Source organism: Vibrio sp. SCSIO 43136, from assembly GCF_023716565.1.
Lineage (GTDB): Bacteria > Pseudomonadota > Gammaproteobacteria > Enterobacterales > Vibrionaceae > Vibrio.
On record NZ_CP071848.1, the window covers coordinates 1,814,208 to 1,839,605 of the forward strand.

Consider the following 25,398-nt stretch of genomic DNA (forward strand, 5'->3'; position numbering starts at 1 on the left):
GGCTTAGAGTGTGCTAGCAAAGCTAGCCCTTTGAAATTTAGCTTGTTTTGGCATATCTACTCTCCTCTATCGGGAAAGCTTGTATGCAGCAATAGCTAGATCGTGTCTGCATTAATTTGCATAAATCCCTTTATCACGATGATTACAATCATACTTCACAATGAAAAATAAGTATCGATCTTCATCACAACTCGATTATTTACTTGAACAATAATCTCTAACTGCTCTCACAGTTTCTATGCAATTTGATGAAAACCCTATACTCACAAACAAAATTTATCGAATTATCCAGCTGATTTAGGTCAAACATAGCACTTTTTTTACTTCGCATTTTGTTGCTAAACCAAGGAGACAGCAGTTAAACTTTTGAATGAGCAAATGTGGAACGATAATAATGAATCATCTCTCTTTTTATTGGTTGCCTGATAACAACCAAATGTTACTCAAAGGGCTAGAGTCTGAGTTTGCCCAACTGGTAGAGCAGTCTATCCAAACTGGGAAAATCAGTCTGCCACCAATACCAGAGGTGGTTTTAAAAATCCAACGCCTATGCACTCAAGAGACAACCACAGTCATGGATGTTGCTGAATGCCTTCTAGAAGACCCAGGTTTAGCCGCTGTCGTCATTCGCGTGGCAAATTCAGTAGTATTTAACCGCCGCAACATCACCTTCACTGACATTAATACCGCGGTATCTAGGCTGGGTATTATGCGAGTGAGAGACATAGTGACGGCGCAAACGGTTGAACAACTCAAACACTCAGTTAATCTCAAACGAGAGTGTAACCAAATTCTCATGAACAGCGCCAAGACCTCTCGCCACTTAGGGGCAACCATGGTGATGGTGACCAACTTATACCGAAAGCTGGGCAGTAAAGGTGAGTTTGATTATCTCGAGCCTGATAAGGCACTACTTACTGGATTGCTGGCGGATATCGGGTTGTTTTGTCTCGTCAATGAGTACCACTTATATCTCGATGCGGGTAACTACCTAGACTACGACTTGGCGCTGCAAATTTTCCAGTCTCGTTGCCCGGTCACCAGTCAGTTAGTGCTACAACAATGGGGATTTGATCAAGACTTCATCGAAGTGGCGACCAATAGATCCATCGACGGTTCGAAGTCTTTGGTTTCTTATTTAGATATCGCCAAGATGGCCAACCACCTACTGATGTTTCGTAGCAATGATGAAGCCATTGATGAGCATGAAGTCGAGTTTGATGTGACGGGGGCTGAAGTATTATTTGAACTCAGCAACCTTTCAGACTTTGAATTCAATCAAAAGGTAGATAAAACCCTCAGCTCTACTGGCCTTTAGTTCTGCGTTATATATGCCTATGACATTCTTATGCTCATAGGCATTTTTTCGGGTTGCAAATTCGCTAAATAGTCCACACAATACTCGAACTTTTCTTGTGCTAAGTCAGCAAGATATAGACTTGTTGCTGTTGATTATTCTTCTAGCGGACTCCTCTGACAGTGGTCATATCCTACTTTGAATCCGCAGCTTTCTATTTTTACCACGTTTGAGCAGGGTTAATGCTCGAACTAAAAAGGGTTTACCATGTACTCAGGGATGCTTCTTATATTTGCGCCGCTTGTGATCGGCTACCTCCTCCCTTTCTCCCAGCCTCGCTATCTTGAGTGGGTACAAAAGGCGACACACTATTTCATTTTCGCTATTTTGCTGCTCATGGGATTGAGCCTAGCAGCCCTAGATAACCTAGGAAGTAACCTGCGTTCGCTTTTGATGACGACGGCTACGTTTCTCGCATTTATCAGCGTTGCAAACCTAGCTGTGCTCCCAGTGATTGACAAATTCATGCCTGTTCAGACAGAAAACAAACACCAGAAAGTGCCTTTTATTTCTATGGTGCAAGAGTCGGTTAAACTGGTGTTTGTGGTTGGTGCTGGCGTACTAATCGGTCTCGTACTGCCGCTAGATTTATCCAATGTCGATGTGTGGAGTGAGTACATTTTGCTAATTCTACTGTTCTTGATTGGTATACAACTGCGCAACAGTGGTCTGACTCTTCGCCAGATTTTGCTAAACAAACATGGCATGACCATCGCTTTGGTTATCATAATTTCCTCTTGGGTTGGCGGTTTAGCCGCAGCTTGGGCTTTGGGACTGCCATATGATCAGGGGCTTGCGATGGCCTCTGGGTTTGGTTGGTATTCACTGGCAGGTATTTTGATAGGTGATGCTTATGGTCCAGTTTTCGGCGGTGCTCAGTTCATGTTAGAGCTAGCACGAGAGCTTATCGCACTGGCGTGTATTCCACTGCTGATCAATCGACTTCCGTGTACTGCTATCGGTTATGCAGGTGCGACGGCAATGGACTTTACCCTACCGGTGATCCAATCCACTGGCGGCATCCGCTGTGTGCCAATTGCTATTGTCAGTGGCTTCCTACTCAGTATTTTAGTCCCAGTTTTTATTCTATTTTTTGTCTCTCTCACATAACGAAGCGCAAAACTCGTTGATAATGGATAACAAGTTATTAAAATAACCCACTAATAATTACAAAAGGAATTAACATGAAGCGTGTAGCATTAGCTCTTGTTTTAGCCGGTTTTAGCTCATTTACGTTTGCAAACAGCTCTCAGTGCCTAGCCCAGAAGTATGACGGTTATATCGATGCGTCTCTTAATTGGTATGGTGAGTTGGTTGAGATAGCAGTCGAAAAACAACCAGAGCTGAAAGAGGTTGGCGAATGGTTCCTTAATGGGCGTAAAAACCACTTCGAGCTAAACCGTCAAGCGGTTCACACCTTTTTGGTAGAAGATCCTTCGAAAGTAAACACCAATGTTTCGGTGGAAAGCTGGCTTCAACTTGAGCAACACGATGTCAAAGCATTGACTGGCCGCACCGACGAGCTTGGTAAATTGGCTCAAGTTTCTTTCAGTGATCGACAGTCAAAGCCACATGAGAAAAACTACGACCTACGCACCGCTTTTGCTGACTTGCTGAGCCATCCTCAGCACATTAATGATGCTCTTACTCGCTATAACGAAGCTGTTAGTCAGGTTGCTGAAATCCAATGTGATTAAACCGTCAACAGTCAAACGATGCAATTTGCGTTTGCACAATTAAAACGGGACTTTGCGCCCGTTTTCGTTTAGATTGTCGCGCTCGTGATACAACCAAGAAATAGTGAGTATGGTAACTGATCATAAAATCGCCGATGTGAGCTTTGAGAGTCTTCTTAAGATCTTCACCGTTCCGGAAGCACCTCACTCGACCTTAGGTCAAATTGAACAAGAACTCTCTCAAAACCTAAATGAGTTCTTGCGCGAACATATTGTTGCTGAAGAAAAACCGCTATGGGAGATCGAGAAGAATTTCTCAAACCCATATATTCCTGAGCAACCTGAGTTCGTCTCCGACCATACTCAACACCTTCTTGATCAGCTTGTCGCTCACTCTGTTCACACTTCTGCACCAAGCTTCATTGGTCATATGACTTCGGCGCTACCTTACTTTTTGATGCCTTTATCAAAGATCATGATTGCGCTCAACCAAAACTTGGTGAAAATCGAAACATCGAAAGCCTTCACACCATTAGAACGTCAAGTGCTAGGCATGTTGCACGGTTTGATTTACCAAAGAGAAGAAGACTTCTACAACCAGTGGATGCACAGTGCCAAACACTCGTTAGGCGCATTTTGTTCCGGTGGTACGATTGCCAACATCACTGCGCTGTGGGTAGCACGAAACAATGCATTGAAAGCAGATGGTGACTTCAAAGGCATCGGCAAAGAAGGCTTGTTTAAAGCAATGCAACATTATGGATACCAAGGTCTTGCGATTTTGGTGTCTGAGCGTGGTCACTACTCACTGAAAAAAGCCGCTGACATCTTAGGCATTGGTCGAGACAGTTTAATCTCAATTAAGACCGACGATGACAACCGAATTTGCCCACAAGCATTGCAGCAAACCATCACTGAGCTTAAAGCACAGAACATCAAGCCATTTGCTATCGTTGGAGTGGCAGGCACCACCGAAACTGGTAATGTCGATCCATTAGAAGCCATGGCAGAGATTGCTCAAAAAGAGCAGTGTCACTTCCATGTGGACGCGGCTTGGGGCGGTGCAACGCTAATGTCTGAGCGCTTCCGTCCACTACTTAAAGGTATTGAACAAGCCGACTCTGTTACGATTGATGCGCACAAACAGCTCTACATCCCTATGGGTGCTGGCATGGTGTTGTTTAAAGATCCTGAAGCGATGGAATCAATCGAACACCACGCCGAGTACATTCTTCGTAAGGGCTCGAAAGATCTAGGCAGCCATACTTTAGAAGGCTCTCGTTCAGGCATGGCAATGCTTGTCTATGCAGCAATGCATATTATCAGCCGCCCTGGGTATGAGCTTTTGATCAACCAAAGCATTGATAAGGCAAGCTATTTTGCCAAACTGATCAAGCAGCAATCTGATTTTGAGTTAATATCTGAACCAGAGCTTTGCCTACTGACCTATCGTTACATGCCAGATGGTGTAAAAGCGGCGCTAAGTAAAGCGAATGATGGGCAAACGGCTAAGCTTTACGATCTTCTTAACCGCTTAACTAAGCAAATCCAAAAACGCCAGCGTGAAAGCGGTAAAACCTTTGTCTCGCGAACTCGCTTAACGCCACCTCAGTACCAACACAATGCGACTGTCGTGTTCCGAGTTGTGCTTGCTAACCCGCTAACAACTCCTGAAATTTTGCAGTCGGTATTAGTCGAGCAACGTGAAATTGCCTCACAATGTCACGCTGAACTGGAACAAATTGCTCAACTCATTGAGCAAATAGGCTAACCCTTTCGGTTTATTCAGGGTGTAAATTTATTCCACTGCTGTAATTTGTGAGTCAGATTTCACCCTGTAAGTCCCAGATGTCGTTGAAATTTTGTACAAATCTCCGTATAAGCTGTAAGTTTGTTTGAGGTTAGTCATATTCTCGACATTTTGTTTCACGAAAACAGGGCTTTTACTAAATCTATTTAACCGCTTGGTTTATACTCGATTAAAAGCGTTCAGTCTTTGAAAGCTCACTTTGAGCCGCTTAACAAAGGCTGGTTTACAGATGTTCTCAATGCCCTCGTGAACTCTATGAATACATTAGAAAAAATACAGAATAACTTAGATAACTTTAGCAAATCTGAGCGTAAGGTTGCAGAGGTCATTATGGCATCTCCGCAAACTGCTATTCACTCAAGCATTGCTACTTTGGCTAAAATGGCCGATGTGAGTGAACCAACAGTAAACCGTTTTTGTCGTCGCTTAGATACGAAAGGCTTCCCAGACTTTAAACTGCATCTTGCACAAAGTCTGGCAAATGGCACACCTTACGTTAACCGTAACGTCGAGGAAGATGACTCTGCCGAAGCTTATAGCCATAAGATTTTCGAATCGACTATGGCGTGTTTGGACGTGGCTAAAAATAGCCTCGACCCAATGCAGGTTAATCGCGCTGTCGATTTGCTCACTCAAGCAAAGCGTATCTCATTCTTTGGTCTTGGTGCCTCTTCTGCGGTTGCAAAAGATGCACAAAACAAGTTTATTCGATTCAATATACCGATCGCTTGTTTTGATGACATTGTTATGCAACGTATGAGCTGCATTAACTGCACTGATAATGACGTTATCGTACTTATCTCTCATACCGGTCGCACTAAGAGCCTGGTCGAGATCGCTAACCTTGCCCGTGAAAACGGTGCAACTGTGATTGCAGTGACAGCGAAAGACTCTCCACTTGATCGCGCATCATCGTTGTCGATTTCTCTCGACGTACCTGAAGACACTGATGTGTACATGCCGATGGCAAGTCGTGTTGTGCAAATGACGGTAATTGATGTGCTGGCGACTGGCTTCACACTACGTCGTGGCCTAGGTTTCCGTGAAAACCTTAAGCGCGTTAAAGAAGCGTTGAAAGATTCTCGCTATGACAAGATCAGCCAGTTTTAACTAAGTGGCTTATTCAGTTTAAAAAGGGACGCTTCGTGCGTCCCTTTTAGTTTGCTTACGAACCGCTGTCTTAGTGCTGATCCGGCTGAGACTCCAGCACTTTATCCGACCAAATATCGTCCTCTGAATGCAGGTTGGCCTGGCCACAACTGCCCTCTCCCCTACATGGGCATACTTTCTCCAAGATATACCCTAACCTCTCTGCTGTTAGCGGAATTGGGTTTCCCTTAATCGCTACAGACAACAGCGCATCTTTAACCACATCATCAAACGACGTCGAGCACACACCAAAGGTCGCTAAGTTTGGCAACTGAAGGGTATCGAGCATATTTTCAACCCAATCAATGGCATCATCTATCTCAGCGTCGGCATTAAGCGTCAATATCTGGCTGATTTTTCGGTAGCGGCACAATATATCGCTGCGGTGATGCGCCCTCGCAGCAGCAACATTTTCACGCATCACAAATGGAGCCAACTGCGCAGTGATAACACTATGGGGTGCTTTCAGCTTGCCACCAAGCGCCGAGGCTAAACCATGAGCAGCACCGAGTTTTGCATTGGTAATCGCCATACCACCAAGCATGGCAGCAAAAGAAAGGTCTTCACGAGCGTCATGGTCGTCATAGAGACACGCTGGCACAATCGATTTTTGCAATCGCCGTAAACCTTCTTCACAGATCATATCCGTGATTGGATTTGGCTCTGTGCATACATAAGTTTCCATAAGATGAACAAAAGCATCCATCGCACCTCGACCCGACGTATAGGCATCGGTCCCATAGGTCAACGTAGGATCGACAATGGCGACATCCGCCAACATGTCAGGACTTCTTAAACTCACTTTTACCTGATCTTGCCCAGAGCGAAGTACCGCATTTTTTGTCACTTCAGAGCCAGAAGCTGCCGTGGTCGGAATAGCAATGAAATGCAGTGGCTTAGATTTAAGTGGCACATCACGCCCGACCACTTCAACATAGTCGTAGAGATCTCCTTGATTGGGGATAACCGCCGCAAGTGCTTTACCTGTGTCGATCACACTGCCACCACCCATGGCAATAACAAGGTCTGGTTTGAACTTGCGAGCTGTATTGGCAATTTCTTCAATCATAGTGATGAAAGGTTCACTGCCTACGGCAACTTGCTGATAGGTGATGCCCTGAGCATCGAGATATTGAGAGACTGATTGGCTGCGTTTGTGATCTTGCCCAGTGACCAACAAGATCCGATAACCGTACTGGGTGATAACCGACAAGGAACGATCGAGGGCACCTGCACCAAATATAATTCGAGTGGAAGTCATAAATTGAAACATCGCGACATCCTTTTCTAATAAGACTTATCTCAGCTTGCCCAATAACCATAATTTTTGTATTGATACTGTTCAAACTTCTTAGGCTTAAAACTAAACACTTGCTAAAGCTCGGGGTGAATCACATTCGTATACTTAACCACCAAATTCCAAATGATTCTTTCTAATAGACAATTCCTATTAGTGCAAAAGGTGGTTCCTTCTTTATTTCCCTCGCTCAATCAGGCATAGTTGCACAATAAAGAAAAAGCTCAGCGCAGAAACGTTCTGCGTATAAGAATTTTAGGAGAAAACCCATGTTTGTAGTAATTTTCGGCCGCCCTGCTTGTCCTTACTGTGTTCGCGCTAAAGAGATCGCAGAAACACTTAAAGAGACTCGTGATGACTTCAACTTCCGTTACGTTGATATCCAAGCAGAAGGCATCAGCAAAGCTGACCTAGAGAAAACTGTCGGCAAACCAGTTGAGACAGTTCCTCAAATCTTTGTAGACCAAGACCACGTTGGCGGTTGCACAGAGTTTGAAGCATACGCAAAAGAAAACCTAGGTCTTTACCAAGAGTAATTTTGCCCAAAATGCAAAAGCCGAGCACTGATTGCTCGGCTTTTTTGTACCCATCTATTGACCACAATCTCCGGCAATCCATAGCGCCTGCTATTCGATAAACTAAGCTATTGAAACTTGTCTATACTTAATAAAATTATATGAATAAATTCGTTTATTCTTGAGGTAGCTTTCAGTTACACTCTAGCTGTTTTTTCCTGTTCCTGTCTTATCTTGATTCGTTGAGTTTCTGAAGTGAATATAGACATTATTGCTTTACTCCAGCAAAACCCTATTCTACTCATTTTCGTCGTGTTAGCCCTTGGTCTTGCCATCGGCAAAATTCAATTTGGCCAATTGCAACTCGGCAGTGCCATTGGTGTTCTCATCAGTGCCATTATCCTTGGTAATCTTGGCTTTAGCTTCCAGCAAGATGCCTTAACCATCGGCTTTATGCTGTTCATCTACTGTGTAGGTATTGAAGCTGGGCCAAACTTTTTCGGCATCTTCTTTAGAGATGGCAAACACTACTTCATTCTGAGTCTTACCTTGTTGGTCAGTGCACTTGCGCTCACGATGGGCGCTAATGAGTATCTTGGTCTAGAATACGGTTTTTCTGCCGGAATGATGGCGGGTTCACTCACTTCAACCCCTATCCTAGTAGGCGCTCAAGATGCACTAAAAACTGGCTTAGCGACCCTACCCGATGGCATGTCGCTTGAGAAGGTTCGTGAAAACATCTCAGTCGGCTATGCGATGGCTTATTTAGTCGGCCTTACCAGCATGATCATGTTGGTGAAGATACTGCCAAAACTGCAAAAGCAGAATCTACAAGATTCCGCCACCCAGATAGCCCAAGAGCGTGGCCTGGACACCAGTGCTCAGCGTAAAGTTTACCTGCCTATCATACGAGCATACCGCGTCGGCCCTGAACTGGTCGCTTGGACTGATGGTAAAAACCTACGTGAACTGGGTATCTACCGCCAAACCGGTTGTTACATCGAACGTGTGCGTCGTAATGGTATCCTTGCCCACCCTGATGGTGATGCGATATTGCAAGAGGGCGATGAAATTGCGCTAGTGGGCTTTCCTGACAGTCATGCTCGCCTTGACCCAAGCTTTCGCAACGGCAAAGAAGTATTTGACCGAAACCTTCTCGACTTGCGTGTAGTTGAAGAAGAGATCGTGGTTAAGAGTGACAGCATCGCAGGTAAAAAGCTTTCTGACCTAAACCTTGCGGAATATGGCTGTTTTCTTAACCGCGTGGTTCGTGCTCAAATCGAAATGCCTATGGATGCTAATATCGTGCTTGCTAAGGGAGATATCTTGCAAGTCTCCGGTGAGAAGAGCCGTGTTCTTGGCCTTGCAGAACGCATCGGTTTCATCTCGATTCACAGCCAAATGGCTGACCTGCTTGCGTTTTGTAGCTTCTTCATTCTGGGTATTTTGTTTGGCCTTATCACCATGACCTTTGGTCAGGTGACGTTTGGTTTAGGTAACGCAGTGGGACTTTTGCTTGCTGGTATCACCCTTGGTTTCTTGAGAGCTAACCACCCAACCTTTGGCTACGTGCCACAAGGGGCATTGAATATGGTCAAAGACTTAGGGCTGATGTTCTTTATGGCGGGCATTGGATTAAGTGCGGGTGAAAACCTGTTCAGCTATCTTGCAGATGTCGGCCCGCAGATCATCGCTATGTCGTTTGTGGTCAGTATTGTTCCCGTCATTATTGCCTATTTGGTGGGTGCTTATGCGCTGAAGATGAACCGAGCACTACTGATTGGTGCCATCGTTGGTGCGAGGACTTGTGGGCCTGCAGCGGACGTCGTCAATGAGCAAGCCAAATCGACCATCCCTGCGCTTGGCTATGCGGGCACTTATGCCATTGCCAATATTTTGATGACCTTAACAGGCACGATACTAGTCATTCTGACGTAGAACGTGTTGTTCGGGATATGAAAAAGGCGCTATCACTAGCGCCTTTGTTATTTCTAATATCTAGATTTAGATATCTTGTACGTCGAACTCAATCGCTGGGTTAACGTCAGCTTCGTAGTCAACGCCTTCACAACCAAAGCCAAACAGTTTCAAGAACTCTTCTTTGTATTCAACGTAATCGGTTAGCTCTTTTAGGTTCTCAGAAGTGATCTGAGGCCATAGCTCACGACAGTGCTGCTGAATATCATCACGCAATTCCCAGTCGTCTAAACGTAGGCGATTCTTCTCATCCACTTCAGCCGCAGAGCCGTCTTCTTTATATAGACGCTCAGAGAACATGCGGTGGATCTGCTCCATACAACCTTCGTGAACACCTTCTTCACGCATTTTCTTAAATACCATTGCGATGTAAAGTGGCATCACAGGAATCGCAGAGCTTGCTTGGGTCACAACAGATTTTAGAACCGCTACGTTTGCACTGCCGCCAGTTGCTGACAGCTTGTCATTTAGTGCTGTCGCTGCGCGGTCTAGGTCCATCTTGGCTTGGCCTAGTGCACCATCCCAGTAGATTGGCCAAGTTAGCTCAGTACCGATGTAGCTGTAAGCAACGGTTTTGCAGCCGTCAGCAAGAACACCTGCTTCAGACAGCGCTTGCATCCATAGCTCCCAGTCTTCGCCACCCATTACAGTAACAGTGTCTTTGATCTCTTCTTCGGTTGCAGGCTCAACACTTGCTTCGATGATCACGTCTTTGTTGGTATCGACCGCAGTTGATGTGTAAGTTTCACCGATTGGTTTTAGTGACGAGCGGATCACCTCACCTGTCTCTGGCATTTTACGTACTGGAGAAGCCAGCGAGTAAACCACCATATCAACTTGACCAAGGTCTTCTTTGATCAGGTCAATAGTTTTCTGTTTTGCTTCGTTAGAGAAAGCATCGCCATTCAGGCTTTTAGAGTACAGCCCTTCTTCTTTAGCAAATTTGTCAAATGCTGCAGAGTTATACCAACCAGCGGTACCTGGTTTCTTTTCTGTACCTGGTTTTTCAAAGAACACACCAATAGTCGATGCGCCACCGCCAAATGCTGCGGCAATACGTGAAGACAGGCCATAGCCACTTGAAGCACCAACGACAAGTACACGCTTAGGAGCGTTTTTGATCTCGCCTTTTGACTTAGTGTATTCGATTTGCTCTTTCACGTTCGCTTCACAGCCAACGGGATGAGTTGTGGTACAGATGAAACCACGAATTCTTGGTTTGATGATCATATTCATTTCCCTTTCAAAAACTTCCGTAGGATAAAAGGTTACAAGCAAAACCGCATTAAAAATTTTGCGAAAATTAGTAGTGGTTGGAGCTGTTTGTCACTGTTAATGCTGTCGAAATCAACAAAAAAAGCGCCACCTAAGTGACGCTTTGAACTATCCGACATTATTTGCCCAGTTTATTGAGCTTTTTATTATCCAGCGATTAAGCAACGCTGGTTAGCGCAGGCTTAGATACCTTATCTGTCAGTGTTTCAGAGAAATCGTGACTAAAGTGATCCACCTGAATCGCTTTATAGCGCAACGCTTCAGCTTCTTGGACTTGTTTGACTTCATCTTCAGTCAGCAAGCCCGCTTCTAAACACTGCTCTAGGCGTGTTTGCAGAGGTGCCTTTTTGTCCACTTTGCGGTCACGAATACCTTGAATCATTTTCTTCTCCAAGTCGCGGATGTTGTAAAGTGCAATAAACGCATTTTCCATCAAGCCGATTGGGTCGCTGTTGTCTTTACCCACGTAGCACAGCTTAGTCAATCGATCACGCTCCGCACCCGGTACCATCAGACGTTTAGAGATCTCAATCGCTAAGTCATCTTCTGGCTTACGGTAGCGGTTACCTAGCGGGAATACGAGTGCTTTGAGCATGATACCCGCCGCCTTCACAGGGAAGTTGTTGTAAGTCGATTGAAGCGCATTCGCTGCATTGTACAAACAGTGCTTGATAGCATACTCAACGTAAACCAGATCACCTTGCTGACGACCATCGTCTTCATACTTCTTAAGCACGGCAGAACCAAGATATAGGAAGCTTAGCGCATCACCCAAGCGAGCAGAGATCATCTCTTTACGTTTCAGATCACCACCTAGTGTTGCCATTGCTAGGTCAGCACTGGTTGCTAACGCTTTGCTTAGACGGCCAAGCTCTTTGTAGTAACGCTTGGTTGGCCCACTCATTGGCGCACTTACGAATGCTGAACCGGTTAGTGCTGCACCAAATGCGCCAAATGCATTTTTGGTTGCATGGCCAATGTGTTTAAAAAAAAGCTGGTCGAAATCTTTCAAGCCTTGCTCGTGATCTGGGTTTGCCGCCGCTTCCATCTCTTTAAGTACATAAGGGTGACAACGTGTCGCACCTTGACCAAAGATCATCAAGTTACGAGTCAGGATGTTAGCACCTTCCACTGTGATAGCGACTGGAATACCCGAGTAATGGTGCGACAGATAGCTCATTGGGCCGGTCTGAATTGCACGACCTGCGTGAATATCCATACTATCGTTGAGCAGTGTACGAGCTAGCTCTGTCATATGGTATTTGGCAATTGCAGTCACAATGCCTGGCTTTTCTTTCATATCGAGCGATGTGGTAGTAAAGGTACGAGCAGCTTCGAGCAAATACGTCATGCCACCGATGCGACCCATCGCCTCTGCGACACCTTCGAATTTACCAATCGACATACCAAATTGCTTACGAACATAAGCGTAAGCACCCGTCGTACGAGAAGTCATGTGACCGATAGAAGCGCCGAGTGCTGGAAGAGAGATACCACGGCCTGCGGATAGACACTCAACCAGCATACGCCAGCCTTTACCTGCGTAATCCTTACCACCAATGATCCAATCAATTGGGATAAATACATCTTCACCACGGGTTGGACCATTCATAAACGCCAAACCCAGTGGATCGTGACGTTCGCCTAGTACAACACCTGGGTGCGTAGATGGGACAAGCGCACAAGTGATGCCCAAATCTTTTTCATCACCAAGTAGACCTTCTGGATCTTTCAGTTTGAAAGCCAGACCAAGCACTGTCGCAACAGGTGCAAGGGTAATGTAACGCTTGTTCCAGCTGACACGCATACCAAGCACTTTCTCGCCTTCATGTTCACCCCAACATACCACGCCTTCATCAGGGATACCGCCAGCATCAGAACCTGCTTCTGGGCCAGTCAAAGCGAAACACGGAATATCTGTACCGTCTGCCAAGCGTGGTAGCCAGTAATCTTTTTGATCTTGTGTTCCGTAGTGAGAAAGCAGCTCACCCGGACCAAGCGAGTTAGGCACCATGACACTGACCGCAGCACTAATACTCTTAGTTGCGATGCGAGTTACAATCGTAGAGTTCGCATGCGCAGAAAACTCACGACCGCCATACTTTTTCGAGATAATTAAGGAGAAGAAACGCTCTTTCGCTAGGTACTCCCAAACTTCTTTAGGAAGGTCACGATCATGACGAACGATTTGGTCGTCATTAATCATTTCCATCAACGTTTCTAGCTCATTATCCATGAAGGACTGCTCTTCTTCACTAAGCTGTGGTTTTGGGTAGTTGTGCATTTTCTGCCAATCTGGAGATCCGCCGAATAGCTCACCGTCCCACCATACGCTACCCGCTTCCATGGCCTCTTTCTCAGTATTAGAAAGGGGTGGAAGCACTTTTTTAAACATTTTAAACGCAGGATCACTTATCATTTTTCTGCGGATATTTGTTAGAGAGCTCATAGTTACAGTCCTTTTGTTTCGTGTATGGCATTTTTTATTAAATTATTTGGCCGCGACACCAGCAGCAAGATACGGAAGCAATTCATCAATGATCACTTCTGAATAGACCTTTTGACCAAAATCGTTATAAGCGATTTCAGCCAGTGCCTGACTCGATGCAGTAGTAAAAACACAAGTCCCTAATGTGAAGTGAAGACGCCAAAATAGCGTTTCAGGGGACAAATCAGGGTTGGCTTTACTTACTGAATTAGTAAACAGTTTCAGCACATGGCCGTAGCGCTCGGTGATAAACCAGCGCAAGTGACCTTGCACATCTGTGTATCCTCGACCCAAAAGAGACATGAAACGACTTGTGCCTTCCGGGCGAACATCATTTAAATCCAACAGAGGCTGCTTAATGGTAATAAACACATCCTCCATGGTGTATTCGTCACTTAAGTTCAAGTTTTCTAGCTGATCTTGTAAGGCAGGCATAAACACCTCTAAATAACGGTCGATTACCGCTCGCACTAGAGTCTTCTTGTCACCAAAGTGGTAGTTAACTGAAGCTAGGTTAACGTTAGCTTTGCTTGTAATGGCTCGAAGCGAAGTGTCGTTAAATCCATGCTCGGCGAACAACGCTTCAGCTACATCTAGAATTTTGTCTTTTGTCTTCACTCGACCTGTCATTTTAATCATCCGTATTAAACAACTGTTTGAAAATATACACGCGCAACACTCAATTAACAAGAGCGCAACATCACATCTTTGTATCTTGTTAAACAGGTGATTGAAATAGTTGAAAAGAAAAAAATTTAAAAAAGATCGGAACTGTTTGGAAAATGGTGAGTCATAAACAATGTAGCCAAGAGAGACTTTTGTGTCATACGGCCGTCTGACAGTGTTGAGACTCTTGCTACAGACGCTGCTTTTTTCTTATTTAACTCCTGTTATGTATCCGCCCAAACCAAGATTGGTTTGGGCTTTTTTTATGTGTTAAACCATTGTGTCTAGGTCAACCCACCCTACCTAACAGGCACTAAAAAACCGCCCGAAGGCGGTTTTTCAATTCTGTATTGTTTAGGAAACTTTAGCAGCTTCTACAGCTTTCTTAGGAAGCGACATACTTAGTAGTGCGTAACCAAGCACTGCTGCGGTTGTCGAGCCCATTAGGATGCCGAGTCTTGCTAGCGTATCAAACTCAGCGCTTGCACCAGTGAAGGCTAGCGAAGAGATGAAGATCGACATGGTAAAGCCGATACCACACAATACGGATACTGCAAAAATATGCTTGAAGTTAATGCCCTCTGGCAGTTTTGCAACCCCCATCTTCACAGCAACCCAGCTGAAGCTAAAGATACCTAGCGGCTTACCAACCAGTAGACCCAATGCGATACCTAGTGGCAACATGCTAGTTAGGCTGCTCAGTGAAATACCTTCTAGTGAGATACCTGCATTTGCAAAAGCAAAGATAGGCAGAATCAAGAAAGCAACGTATGGGTGAAGTGCATGCTCCATGTGTTTCAGTGGAGAGTGTTCACCTTTGTTGCCTTTCAGTGGAATAGCAAAGCCGATAACTACGCCAGCCAAGGTAGCATGGACACCAGATTTCAATACACTGAACCACAAGATAGCACCAACAATCATATACCATCGCAGCTTAGTCACGTGCTTCATGTTCATAATGAACAGCACAGCAGTTGCTATAAAGCCGGCAAGTAATGCTGTAGTCGATAGTTCACCGCTGTAGAACAGAGCGATAATTACAACAACGCCTAGGTCATCGATAATAGCTAGTGCTAGCAAAAATACCTTCAAGCTTACCGGTACACGCTTACCAAGTAGCGCCATGATACCCAAAGCAAATGCAATGTCTGTTGCTGCTGGAATTGCCCAACCTTGCAACGCATCTGGGTTACCACTGTTGAATAGTACGTAAACTAGTGCAGGCGCAAGCATACCACCTACCGCCGCAATCGCAGGGAAGATAGCCGTTTCTTTTGATTTCAAGGCACCTTCTAGAAGCTCGCGTTTAACCTCTAAGCCGATAAGAAGAAAGAATACCGCCATCAGGCCGTCGTTGATCCAGTGAGCAACGGACATACCTGCTACATAGGAATGAAGAATAGAATCATACGTACCGTATAAAGGTGAGTTTGCTACCATCATTGCAATCGCCGCTGCAATTACTAGGATGATGCCCCCTGCAGATTCCATTTTAAAAAAGTCTTTAATGACATCACTCATGATATCGCCTTACTGTTGTTAATTGTTAATAGATTTAACAGACCATGACGAAAATTCTAGCCGTTTGGTGTTACAAGGAAAAATCGCTTGTATGGATCCAATACATCGGAAAAACCTACAAATAAGGCCAAAACAACAGGAATAGCCTAAATGTTTCAGAAATGCTTTCATACACATTCGAAAATCCCGAAACAAATTAAACTTTAGCCAAGTTTATCCTTGTATTTGGTGCCATCACAGGATTTCTAATTGCTCGCATCACTTACAAAATAAAGGGGCAAGGCCCACAATTCATTGCATCGATGTATAAATATTAGGCGCGAAATTGTTAATAAATCAACGTTCAAGGTGAAGAGAAATAAAAAAAGGTGATCTCGCTGAGCGAAGATCACCTTGTTTTTTGCAACCATTTATTACCGGCAATTTGTTGCTTAATATCCTGTCAGTTGCATTAGTCCGGTCGCTTTATGAGTGCCCACAGTATTCACTGGGCCTTCCCAATACGGGATCGCAAATGGTAACCATTGTTCACGTCTTGCAGGTGTGATTTCAATATCAATTGCGTGCTCAGGAACCCTGATTCGCCATTTTAAAGGCAGCTTACGACCACTCTGCAATGACTGCTTCATTGCGCTGGTGGCGCTAACGTCATTCTCATCGAGAATTATGACATCGCCTTTCTTGTTAGCTAATGTGCCAAAAACACTTGTTGTGCCATCAGCATGACGGTAGTGATTCACCATCAAGGTTTGCTGCTTATCAAGACGAATGGCGAAATAGTCCCACCCTTGGTGGTCTTCCGCCAACAAACCTGTACCCCACTCTTTAGTCAGCCAAGCAAGGCCTTCTACTTCTTTCATTTCACCGTCTAACAGCAAAGCGCCTTTAGCTCGGATGAAAGGAGCGCTCACCGAATAGGAAGCGACTTCAGGGTGTTTTTGTAGGTAACCTGCATCGCCATTTAATACAAATGGACCAGCAGCGTAGTTAGCCAGTTGAACTGAGAACTGGTCGGTATCTAAGTCCAAGCGCCCTGGGAAAGGGGTACGGCCAAGCGACTTCCAATGCCAATCATCAATCCAGATTTTAAATGGGGCCAGCGTCATGCCTGCCTGACCAATTCCACCACGCGCTAAGCGCTGTTGCTTCCAGACTTGCTGCTCACTGGTGACAACCATGTGAGAAATATATAGCTGCGGGTTTTCCCAAGCTACGGCCTTTCTATCGTCTGTCGCCACACGGAAAAAGCTCCACTGCACACCATAACGCTGGCCTTGCTTATCTTTCACGTTGGCAAAATAGTGCCACCACTCATGTTGGTACTCTGGATGAAAGCGAAAGTCTTGTGGCAAGATCACGGCATCATCTGGGGAGACCTTTTTAAATTTGGCACTTACACTGCCCAACAACACTCGATTGACTTGATTGTTGTCTTCAGACTCTACCTCCCCAAAAAAGGAGTCGTAAAACACTGTCGCTATCCCCATCAAGATAGCGATGACAAGGACGATTTGAATGAACTTAGAGCTTAATAAACGAGTCATTTACAAGGCATCCCTCAACGATTTGATTGGGGTTCGCTTCATCATTCCTAACACGGGCAGTGCCCCAGCTATCAATAGTGCGCCAAAAGACCAGAAGAAAGTCTCTGCGTAATACCAAGGGATCACTTGCAATTGCATCGTCCAGCCAAATGACTGTTTAAGCACCACATCAATCATCAGATCAGCAATGAAGATCCCCAAAGGAATAGCAACCAGTGCTGAGCACAAGCCCAATACAAATAGCTGAACACCGCCTAGAACCACTAGCTCTTTGGCTGACATGCCCAAACAACGCATCAGTGCGAGCTGACGCTGGCGCGATACTTCACCTGCTAGAGTTGAGAAGAACAGTCCAATCACTGCAATAACCAAAGTGATGTTGCCAAGGGTTGCCGCAATGCTGAAGGTTCTATCAAACACCTTCATCGCCTGCTTATGAATAATATGGTTATCTTGGATCCGCTCTTGTGGCATCCGGAACATCTGATTGAATCGACGCAGCAATGCAGTCGAAGTTGCCTCGCTATGGAGGCTCACACCTAAACCAACCTCTCCTTGGCCCGCAAAGCTATGCAACCAATTTCGGTGCGACATCAGTACCTGGTTGTAAGGATTTCCATAATCATAGTAGACGCCAACCACTTGCCAGTTGCCTGACATTGGACGAGGGAGTTCTACATAATCCCCTGTGCGGATCCCCATTTTCAGTGCCATCGACTCACTGACCATCACCCCTTTAGAATGATGCAAATGGAACCAATAATCAGGTATTGCGAGCTTGACGGTTAATGCGGCTAGCTCCCCTTCTGATTCCCCAATACTGACCACTTGAAGTGTGCCACGTTTACTCGGAACTTCTTTCTCCCAGCGCCACCAAACATCTTCAACCTCAGGTTGATCGCTAAGCCAGCTGCCAATGCGAGCAGCGATATGATTGGGGGGTGTTACATAGATATCCGCCGCCAATCGCTGCGCTAGCCACTTGTCCGTAGTTTCTCTAAAACTGCCGACCATGGTTTCTACACCGATGTTGGTCGCAAGTGCTAACATAAATGCCATCGATGCCACACCACGATAGCTTAGGCTTGCAGCGCAATCGGCAAAGAACCAACGGGCTTTGACCCAAGGCAAAGTGAACGATAGCGCGTTAAATAGTTTCCAAACAAAGAATGGCATCATCAAGCCAATGCTTATCAGCGTCAGGCCAAGCAAGGCATAACCTGTTTGTTGGTCTTGCTCTGCTTGAGATACCGCAACGGCAGCAACCACAAAGACGCACGCCAATCCCGCTTGCCAAGAGAACTCAGTACCTGCAAAGCGCACCAAAGAGAGACGAGAAGATAAACGAATCGGTTGGGTACGAATCAGGCGGATCAAAGGGAAACTACAAGCGAGCAGAGTTCCCAAGATAGCAATCAATAGACTTTGTCGGCTCCACTCCCAGTCCCAATCAAGGCTTAGCCCGACTCTAGCGTCATAAATGTCAGCCAGACTTGCAGAGACCGAAGGAAGCAGCTCATTAGCGAGCAGGAAGCCAATGCCGTTACCACACAACCAAGAAATTAGAATCCATGCCACCAATTCCGCTAAGAGTGCAATCACTAATTGTGGCATCGAAACCCCTATCTGACGCAAGGTTCCCACCAATGGTTGACGCTGAATAAATGACAAAGACATGGCTTGATAGAAAATAAACAGACCAACAAAAAATGCCAGCATGCCCATAGCAGCAAGATTGGTATGAAAAGCTAAGGTAAGTGAATCAAGCTCCGCATGGGTGTTTTGAGACAGCTTCATACCATTAGGCAACATCGCCTTTAGCTTTTCCAATTTCTGCTCTGGCATTTCTCCACACGCCAATACATCGAAGCCTGATGGTCTATTGAGTTGACGAAGTAGCGCAATATCTGCGATGACTCGGGTGCCAGTCAGCATATTGTTTTCATCAATGATGAGCGGACCTAAACGCTGACGATTGTGCAGAGTAATAAAGTCACCGTCTTTAAGCCCAACGTAATCGGCCAAATCTTGGCTGATCATGAGAGGAAACGGTGGCTCTTTAAGTTTTAAGATCTGGATATCTTTGATTGATGAGCCATGATAGACCGCAAGCATCGCCACTGGATCGATACCAGTAATCGTTAGCTCTTGGTCATCTTTGGTGCGAACACGATAGCTATCAAACGGCTGGCACTGAGAAAAGCCTTCTCGCCTCAGCTGAATATAGAAACCCTGCGGAATTTTATTGGTCGTTTCGATTGGACGAATACGATAGGGAAGCGGGTTAGAAAATAGCTTCTCACCCGATGCGTAACTGACTTTAGCGTGGTGATTGATCGCCAACACACCAACAAGTAAGGAAACCCCTAACGTTAAACCCAACCAGACGAGAAGGATTTGTAGAGGATGACGCCGATAGTGCCCGAGTAGTGCCTTAACTACGGGCCATAACATGCAGCTGCCCTCCCTGAAGACGGATACTGCCCTGCATGTGTTGGGCAACCTTTTCACTGTGTGTCACTAGTAATAAGGTGCAATCAAGCTGTTTAGTCAAAGTGGTTAACAGACGCATTACCGCTTCTGCGTTGCGCTCATCTAAGCTACCTGTCGGCTCATCGGCCAAAAGCAGCTTAGGTTCCATGTAGAGTGCACGAGCGATGGCTGCGCGTTGCTGCTGACCACCAGACACCTCTTCAGGGTAGCGCCCAAGCAACGGCATAAGGTCGAGTGCCGACAAGATCTGACGCCATAATCCACGGTCTTCTGCCATGCCTTTAAGCTGGCGACAGAAGCGAATGTTGTCGGCAATATTCAAGGTTGGCAAAAGATTGAACTGCTGGAAGATGTGGCCAATATTATTGCGGCGATAGGCCGTACGAGCGGATTCAGTAGCCAAGTGCATATTAAATTGCGGGTAGATGATCTCACCGGTATCGACGCTATCAATCCCTGCGATCAGATTAAGCAAGGTACTTTTGCCTGAACCACTCTCGCCCATCAAAGCCAGTTGCTGGCCTTGCTGAAGCTCTAGTTCGGCGCCCTGCAATACTGGATGGAACTCTCCACCATCCATATAACCTTTACAGAGATCTTTAAGGCGTAACATGCGTCAACTAATATCCACTTATAAAAACTGGTACTGAAATCTACACTAAAACCTTGTGTCTAGGAAGCAATTTGAAATACAGATCACACTATATGCACAAGGTTTCACCGGAAATGTAAAAATTTCATGAGCCTTCTATAAGATTGTTCATCCACTTTTTGCTTTTCATTCGATAAAGTGAACCGACCCATTTAATCACTTCTTCGGTGAGAAATAACAGATAAACAAACTCCGGAGCAGCACCAAAACCAATCGCCGCCAGTGCTGCCACAGGAATACCCACCACCCACTGGGCAAATAGGTCTTGGTAAAGGCAAAACTTCACGTCGCCGCCAGCCCTTAACACGCCGACAATCGCCGTCATTGGCACTGAGCGCAGCACAATTCCCAAGCTCAATATCAACATGAATTTATTGGACAGTTCTCGAGTTTCATCGGTAAGTGCAGGAAAGGCTTGAAGAATGTAAAACTGACTTGCATATAGCACTGCGGCCATGACCAAGCCAATCACCACGTTAATGACGATAATGCCGTACGCTCGGTAGTACACAGAGTCATACTCTTTTGCCCCGAGCTGATTTCCTACCAATACTGCAGCGGCATTTGATAAGCCGATTAAAAAGGCCAGAGAAATAGACTCTACTGGTGTCATGACCGACAGTGCGGCTAAGCCTTGAACACCGGTTTGCCCCATGATGGCGTGATAAGCAAATAGTCCACCAGCCCACGCAAGAAAGTTCAAAGTTGTTGGTAGCGAGAGCTTCACGAATCGAGAGATTCGGTCGAGACGGAAAGTCGCCACGAGATCACCGAGACGGAACGCTAATAAGTGCTGTTTGGCGTAGAGATAGATAAACAAGCAAGCCACTTCTATCCAACCGCTAATTAGTGTCGCCCAAGCCGCCCCTTGAATACCCATTTTAGGTGCGCCCCAATGACCAAATATCAGCATCCAGTTCAAAATAACGTTAGACCCGATTCCGATAGCACTAAAGAAGGTACTTAACCCAGGCTGATGAACAGCACGAAGTCCCACCGCCATACTGGCAACACACGCCACGTTAAGCATGCCTAGCGCTGTAATTACTATGTAGTCTTTACCCAAGGCAACAATCTGCTCAGAATCGGTTGCCACTTGCATAATCTGAGTTGGAAACAGCCAAAACACCAACACGGTAAACAGCGCAACCAACATCGACATCACCCAAGTCAATGCGGTGCTTTCTGTTACTCCTTTGCGATTGCCTGCCCCCCAGTATTGTGCCGTAAGCAAAGCACCGCCTGTGGTCACACCCACCAACATAATCGTAGTGACAAACATGGCACGACTTGCGATACCAATGGCCGCAATCTCGGATTCACCGAGCTGGCCTAGCATTAAAACATCGACCAAACCTCGGCTGGAAAACAGCATACTTTGCAAAGCAATAGGCAGAGCTATGGCAAATAGCTTACGAACGTAACTGGTGTCCGTATGTTGGCGGATTAATGAGAGTGTTTGATACATAGAATCCTCATTCACAGGCAAGGAAAATTCTATCAACTCAGCGAGATCAACCGATGAATGCCACTTAACTGAGTGGCCAAGAGGTCAGCTATCGACAATTGATATAGAAATTCACGAAAAATCATAGAAATGAATCTAGAATCATATCAGTCACTGTTTTAATCTTCTATAACTGTCTGATTAAAAAAACCTCTTATGCCAATACAAAATGTACTCGTTCTTGGAGCTTCTGGTTACATCGGCTCTCAGTTGATCCCTCTGTTGCTTGAGCAAGGTTACTGTGTTCGTGCGGTGTCACGTCATATTGACCATTTGAAAATGCGAGTACCACAGCACCCTAATCTCACCATCGATTACCTAGATTTAATTGATAAAGATTCGATTGATATCGCACTAGAGAAAATAGACAGTGTATTTTTCCTCGTCCATGGCATGGCGCATGGGCATGACTTTATTGAGTATGAACTGGCGTTAGCACAAAATTTCAGTGACAGCGTCACCAAATCCTGCGTAAAGCATGTTATATACATGAGTGCGCTTCAACCAACCTCTGGCCGCTCTGAACACTTAGAAGCACGTAAGCGGACTGGTGAGATTTTATGGTCAACTGGAATACCCATTACCGAATTGAGAGCGGGTGTCGTTATAGGGCCGGGATCAGCCGCTTTTGAAATCATGCGGGACTTTGTTTACAACCTTCCTATCATCGCCGCACCAAGTTCCATTCAATCTAAAGCTAATCCTATCGCTTTAGATAATCTCAACCATTATTTACTCTCGCTGGTTAAAGAAACTCCCAAACAAAATCGGCGCTTCCAAGTTGGTGGCCCCGACGTTCTTACCTATCAAGAGCAATTTGCGACCATCATGCATTTTGCTGGCAAGAAGCGTCCTATTTGGAAAACCTCATTGTTAACCCCATCACTCGCATCAAGGTGGCTTGGTGTGGTCACATCCGTAGATGCATCCATCGGTGGTGCGCTACTTGCTGGTATCGAGCATGACTACATTGCTGATGCTCAAGCGATCCGTTCAGCTTACCCGCAAACTTTAATCAGCTACTCAGATATGGTGAAAGCCACGCTTGACCAAGAAGGTGAGTTTGTTCGCAGTCAAGTATGGGGGTTTGAGCCGCTGGCACTTAACCGCTGGCAACCGGGATTTGGTTACTATCCCAAACAAACTGGCGCTAGTGCTACCACCAATGCGTCTGCTCAAGCCTTGTGGCAAGTGATCACTAAGTTAGGCAGTAAAGATGAAGGCTACTTTTTTGCAAACGGTTTATGGCGTACTCGAGAGTGGCTAGATCTGTTGTTTGGTGGAGGAAAGCCCATTCGTCGCAGGCCAAGAGGCCGACAATTAGAAGTCGGTGATTATATCGATTCGTGGAAAGTGATCGTCAGTGAAGAAGAGCGATTTTTCTCACTACTGTTTGGTATGAAAGGGCCGGGGTTAGGTCGCTTAGAGTTCACCATAAAAGAGCTTGGAGACAACACTCGGCAAATTGAAGTGAACGCTTGGTGGCACCCTCAAGGATTTCGAGGCTTACTTTACTGGTTTGCCATGATGCCCGCGCATCTGTTTATTTTTAAAGGCATGGTGCGGGCAATCGTAACGAAAGCGGAGCAATTATAGCCCCGCTCTGATTAGGCTTGATAGCCGATTGGGATCTCAGCCAGACTTGGACCGTGATTCTTCGGGTAGATCAAGTATTCCCCGTGATATTTAACCTTAGACTTATAGTCCGTCACCTTATGTAGCAGAAAACCCGCTTCGGTGGCTAAACGAACAAACTCAGCGTGATGGCCGCGAACGAACCAACTCATTGGTTTTACTAGTGGTTCTAGCTCATCGCCTTCGGTAGTTTCAAAGCAGTCATCACATTGAGTGTTGCACAGCGCAAAAGAGTTTTCACCATCGGTAAATAGCTGAATTTTCTCGCTGAGATCATATTCAGTGCAAACGCCCCACCCCTTGGCTTCCATCGCATCGATAAAGTCATTAATGTCTTTATCCCAGATCTCTTTGTGCTGCGTGTCTGCAGGGAGCAGTTTTCCATACATGGCTGAGATATCGCTAAATACTCGCTCAATACCCGCCTGATTTCCCTTACTGCGGCCTTGTTTTTGCCAACGAGTTAAATCGTCGCCAACACAGCGGTCAAAACGTTGTGTTTTTAGTGCTTTTGTCACCCAACGCACTAAGAAGTGGTTGTTACTTACGGGTGCGTTGACCAACTTCCCTGTAGCGTGTTCTGCGCGCATTTCCTCGAGTGCACAGTTTGCTAATTTTTGAATTTCTTGGTGGTACATCGCCATTACGCTTTCTTACCTAATAATAAATAAAACAATGCAGACAACACCGCACATGCGGTCATCGTCAGAACCATCGGAGCCTCACTGGTGCTTGGGAAGGAAGCGACAATCACTCCAACTACAGAGCCAGTACCAAATCTTAGGGTGCCCGCAAGTGAAGACGCCGTACCCGCCATTTGCGGATAACCACTTAATAGTAGCCCCATACTGTTACTGCCTATGGTTGAAATCGTGCCGACAAACATCATCACAAATGGCACAATTCCCCATAAACCTAAGTCAAACCACCAGCCAACAAGTAAGCCAACCCCTGCTAGCCCCTGAATCGACAAGCCAAACTTTAGCATCCAATGTGAGCCCATCTTCTTCACAATACGACCATTGATGGTGGTCATGATGATCAAGCAGATGACATTCAAGCCAAACAGATAGCCAAATTGATCAGGACTCACGCCAAACAGTTCTATGTAGACAAAAGAGCCAGCCGTGAGAAAGGCGAACATACCTGAAAAAGAGAATGCGCCTGACAATATTAGCCCCATTGCTACAGGGTTGCAGATCAACCTTGCGTAATTCCTAAATGTAGAACGCACGTGCAGAGGTTGACGGTTTTCGACTTTGAGCGTTTCAGGGATCTTCCAAATCACTGCGGCAATGACGATGGCCGCAAAGATTGCCAACACCCAGAAAATGGAACGCCAGCCAAACCAAATCGCCAGATGTCCACCTATCATTGGAGCAACCAATGGAGCAACAGTCATAACCAAGGTGATGAACGACATGGTTCGGGCGAAATCTTCTTTATCGAACATGTCTCGCACTACGGCTTGGATCACCACAGCGGCGGCTGCTCCAGCAAAACCTTGGGCAAAACGCACATAGGTCAGTGCATCAATACCACTGGTGGTTGCGCTAACCATCGCCGCCAACGCAAATAGCGCCGTTCCAATGATCAATATCGGTTTTCGACCATAGCTGTCAGACAGTGGCCCATGCAGTAACTGACCCACAGCAAAACCTGCGGTGTACATGGTCAAGGTGATCTGCACATCACCCGCTTCAACCCCAAGATCTTTTGCGATCGCAGGCATTGCAGGCAAATACATATCGATGGCAAGCGGGGTTAACGCACCGATTGCACCAAGGACGAAAAAGAGCAACCAGCCAAGTTGGTTGCTTTGTTGTGAAGGCATAA

Annotated in this window: 19 protein-coding genes; 8 read left to right on the forward strand and 11 right to left on the reverse strand. The window is 45.8% G+C overall.

Annotation, left to right across the window (positions count from 1 at the left end):
* Positions 1 to 394 precede the first annotated feature (394 nt).
* From J4N39_RS08460 to J4N39_RS08480, 5 genes are all read left to right on the forward strand, one after another.
* On the forward strand, positions 395 to 1,318 hold the full coding sequence (locus tag J4N39_RS08460; protein WP_252018025.1) for an HDOD domain-containing protein: 924 nt from the start codon (positions 395 to 397) through the stop codon (positions 1,316 to 1,318).
* Positions 1,319 to 1,564: 246 nt separating this feature from the next.
* Entirely contained in the window at positions 1,565 to 2,467 is a 903-nt protein-coding gene (locus tag J4N39_RS08465; RefSeq protein WP_252018027.1) for a LysO family transporter, read from the forward strand.
* Positions 2,468 to 2,541: 74 nt separating this feature from the next.
* Positions 2,542 to 3,054: a hypothetical protein gene (locus tag J4N39_RS08470; protein ID WP_252018038.1), complete on the forward strand. Its 513-nt coding sequence runs from the start codon at positions 2,542 to 2,544 to the stop codon at positions 3,052 to 3,054.
* A gap of 109 nt (positions 3,055 to 3,163) precedes the next feature.
* Positions 3,164 to 4,804 (forward strand): pyridoxal-dependent aspartate 1-decarboxylase PanP, encoded by a 1,641-nt coding sequence (panP, locus tag J4N39_RS08475; RefSeq protein WP_252018040.1) that lies wholly within the window; start codon positions 3,164 to 3,166, stop codon positions 4,802 to 4,804.
* A 294-nt stretch (positions 4,805 to 5,098) separates the two neighbouring features.
* Positions 5,099 to 5,953 carry a MurR/RpiR family transcriptional regulator gene (locus J4N39_RS08480; RefSeq protein WP_252018042.1) on the forward strand — a complete coding sequence of 285 codons (855 nt, stop codon included), beginning with the start codon at positions 5,099 to 5,101 and terminating at the stop codon, positions 5,951 to 5,953.
* 70 nt (positions 5,954 to 6,023) lie between these two features.
* Here the strand turns inward: J4N39_RS08480 and J4N39_RS08485 are convergent, their stop codons facing one another.
* A complete protein-coding gene (locus tag J4N39_RS08485) occupies positions 6,024 to 7,265 on the reverse strand; it encodes an iron-containing alcohol dehydrogenase (RefSeq protein ID WP_252018044.1) in 1,242 nt (413 codons plus the stop codon).
* Between the two features lie 293 nt (positions 7,266 to 7,558).
* Between J4N39_RS08485 and J4N39_RS08490 the strand changes: the two genes are divergently transcribed.
* Both J4N39_RS08490 and J4N39_RS08495 read left to right on the forward strand, forming a co-directional pair.
* Positions 7,559 to 7,825, forward strand: coding sequence for a GrxA family glutaredoxin (locus J4N39_RS08490; RefSeq protein WP_252018047.1), 267 nt, complete (start codon positions 7,559 to 7,561; stop codon positions 7,823 to 7,825).
* Positions 7,826 to 8,059: 234 nt separating this feature from the next.
* Positions 8,060 to 9,742 (forward strand): aspartate:alanine antiporter, encoded by a 1,683-nt coding sequence (locus J4N39_RS08495; protein WP_252018049.1) that lies wholly within the window; start codon positions 8,060 to 8,062, stop codon positions 9,740 to 9,742.
* Between the two features lie 66 nt (positions 9,743 to 9,808).
* Here the strand turns inward: J4N39_RS08495 and fabV are convergent, their stop codons facing one another.
* From fabV to J4N39_RS08535, 8 genes are all read right to left on the reverse strand, one after another.
* Entirely contained in the window at positions 9,809 to 11,011 is a 1,203-nt protein-coding gene (gene fabV / locus J4N39_RS08500; protein WP_252018051.1) for an enoyl-ACP reductase FabV, read from the reverse strand.
* 202 nt (positions 11,012 to 11,213) lie between these two features.
* Positions 11,214 to 13,505 (reverse strand): acyl-CoA dehydrogenase, encoded by a 2,292-nt coding sequence (locus tag J4N39_RS08505; protein WP_252018053.1) that lies wholly within the window; start codon positions 13,503 to 13,505, stop codon positions 11,214 to 11,216.
* 42 nt (positions 13,506 to 13,547) lie between these two features.
* Complete coding sequence (psrA, locus tag J4N39_RS08510; protein WP_503062174.1) at positions 13,548 to 14,174, reverse strand: TetR family transcriptional repressor PsrA; 627 nt, start codon at positions 14,172 to 14,174, stop codon at positions 13,548 to 13,550.
* Between the two features lie 390 nt (positions 14,175 to 14,564).
* On the reverse strand, positions 14,565 to 15,731 hold the full coding sequence (gene nhaA, locus J4N39_RS08515) for a Na+/H+ antiporter NhaA (protein ID WP_252018057.1): 1,167 nt from the start codon (positions 15,729 to 15,731) through the stop codon (positions 14,565 to 14,567).
* Positions 15,732 to 16,162: 431 nt separating this feature from the next.
* A complete protein-coding gene (locus J4N39_RS08520; RefSeq protein ID WP_252018059.1) occupies positions 16,163 to 17,275 on the reverse strand; it encodes a lipocalin-like domain-containing protein in 1,113 nt (370 codons plus the stop codon).
* Positions 17,276 to 19,729, reverse strand: a complete 2,454-nt coding sequence (locus tag J4N39_RS08525; protein WP_252018061.1) for an ABC transporter permease — start codon at positions 19,727 to 19,729, stop codon at positions 17,276 to 17,278.
* Positions 19,710 to 20,381, reverse strand: a complete 672-nt coding sequence (locus J4N39_RS08530) for an ABC transporter ATP-binding protein (protein ID WP_252018063.1) — start codon at positions 20,379 to 20,381, stop codon at positions 19,710 to 19,712. Before J4N39_RS08530 ends, J4N39_RS08525 begins: the two co-directional genes overlap by 20 nt.
* Positions 20,382 to 20,505: 124 nt before the next feature.
* Entirely contained in the window at positions 20,506 to 21,888 is a 1,383-nt protein-coding gene (locus tag J4N39_RS08535) for an MATE family efflux transporter (protein ID WP_252018066.1), read from the reverse strand.
* Positions 21,889 to 22,083: 195 nt separating this feature from the next.
* On the opposite strand from J4N39_RS08535, the gene J4N39_RS08540 reads away from it, so the two are divergent.
* The gene (locus J4N39_RS08540) at positions 22,084 to 23,523 is read left to right on the forward strand and encodes a DUF2867 domain-containing protein (RefSeq protein ID WP_503062196.1); all 1,440 of its coding nucleotides are present in this window, start codon (positions 22,084 to 22,086) and stop codon (positions 23,521 to 23,523) included.
* 11 nt (positions 23,524 to 23,534) lie between these two features.
* On the opposite strand, the gene J4N39_RS08545 is transcribed toward J4N39_RS08540, so the two are convergent.
* Positions 23,535 to 24,206, reverse strand: a complete 672-nt coding sequence (locus J4N39_RS08545; protein ID WP_252018068.1) for a DUF2913 family protein — start codon at positions 24,204 to 24,206, stop codon at positions 23,535 to 23,537.
* A complete protein-coding gene (locus tag J4N39_RS08550; protein WP_252018070.1) occupies positions 24,206 to 25,396 on the reverse strand; it encodes a Bcr/CflA family multidrug efflux MFS transporter in 1,191 nt (396 codons plus the stop codon). Before J4N39_RS08550 ends, J4N39_RS08545 begins: the two co-directional genes overlap by 1 nt.
* Between the last annotated feature and the right edge of the window lie 2 nt (positions 25,397 to 25,398).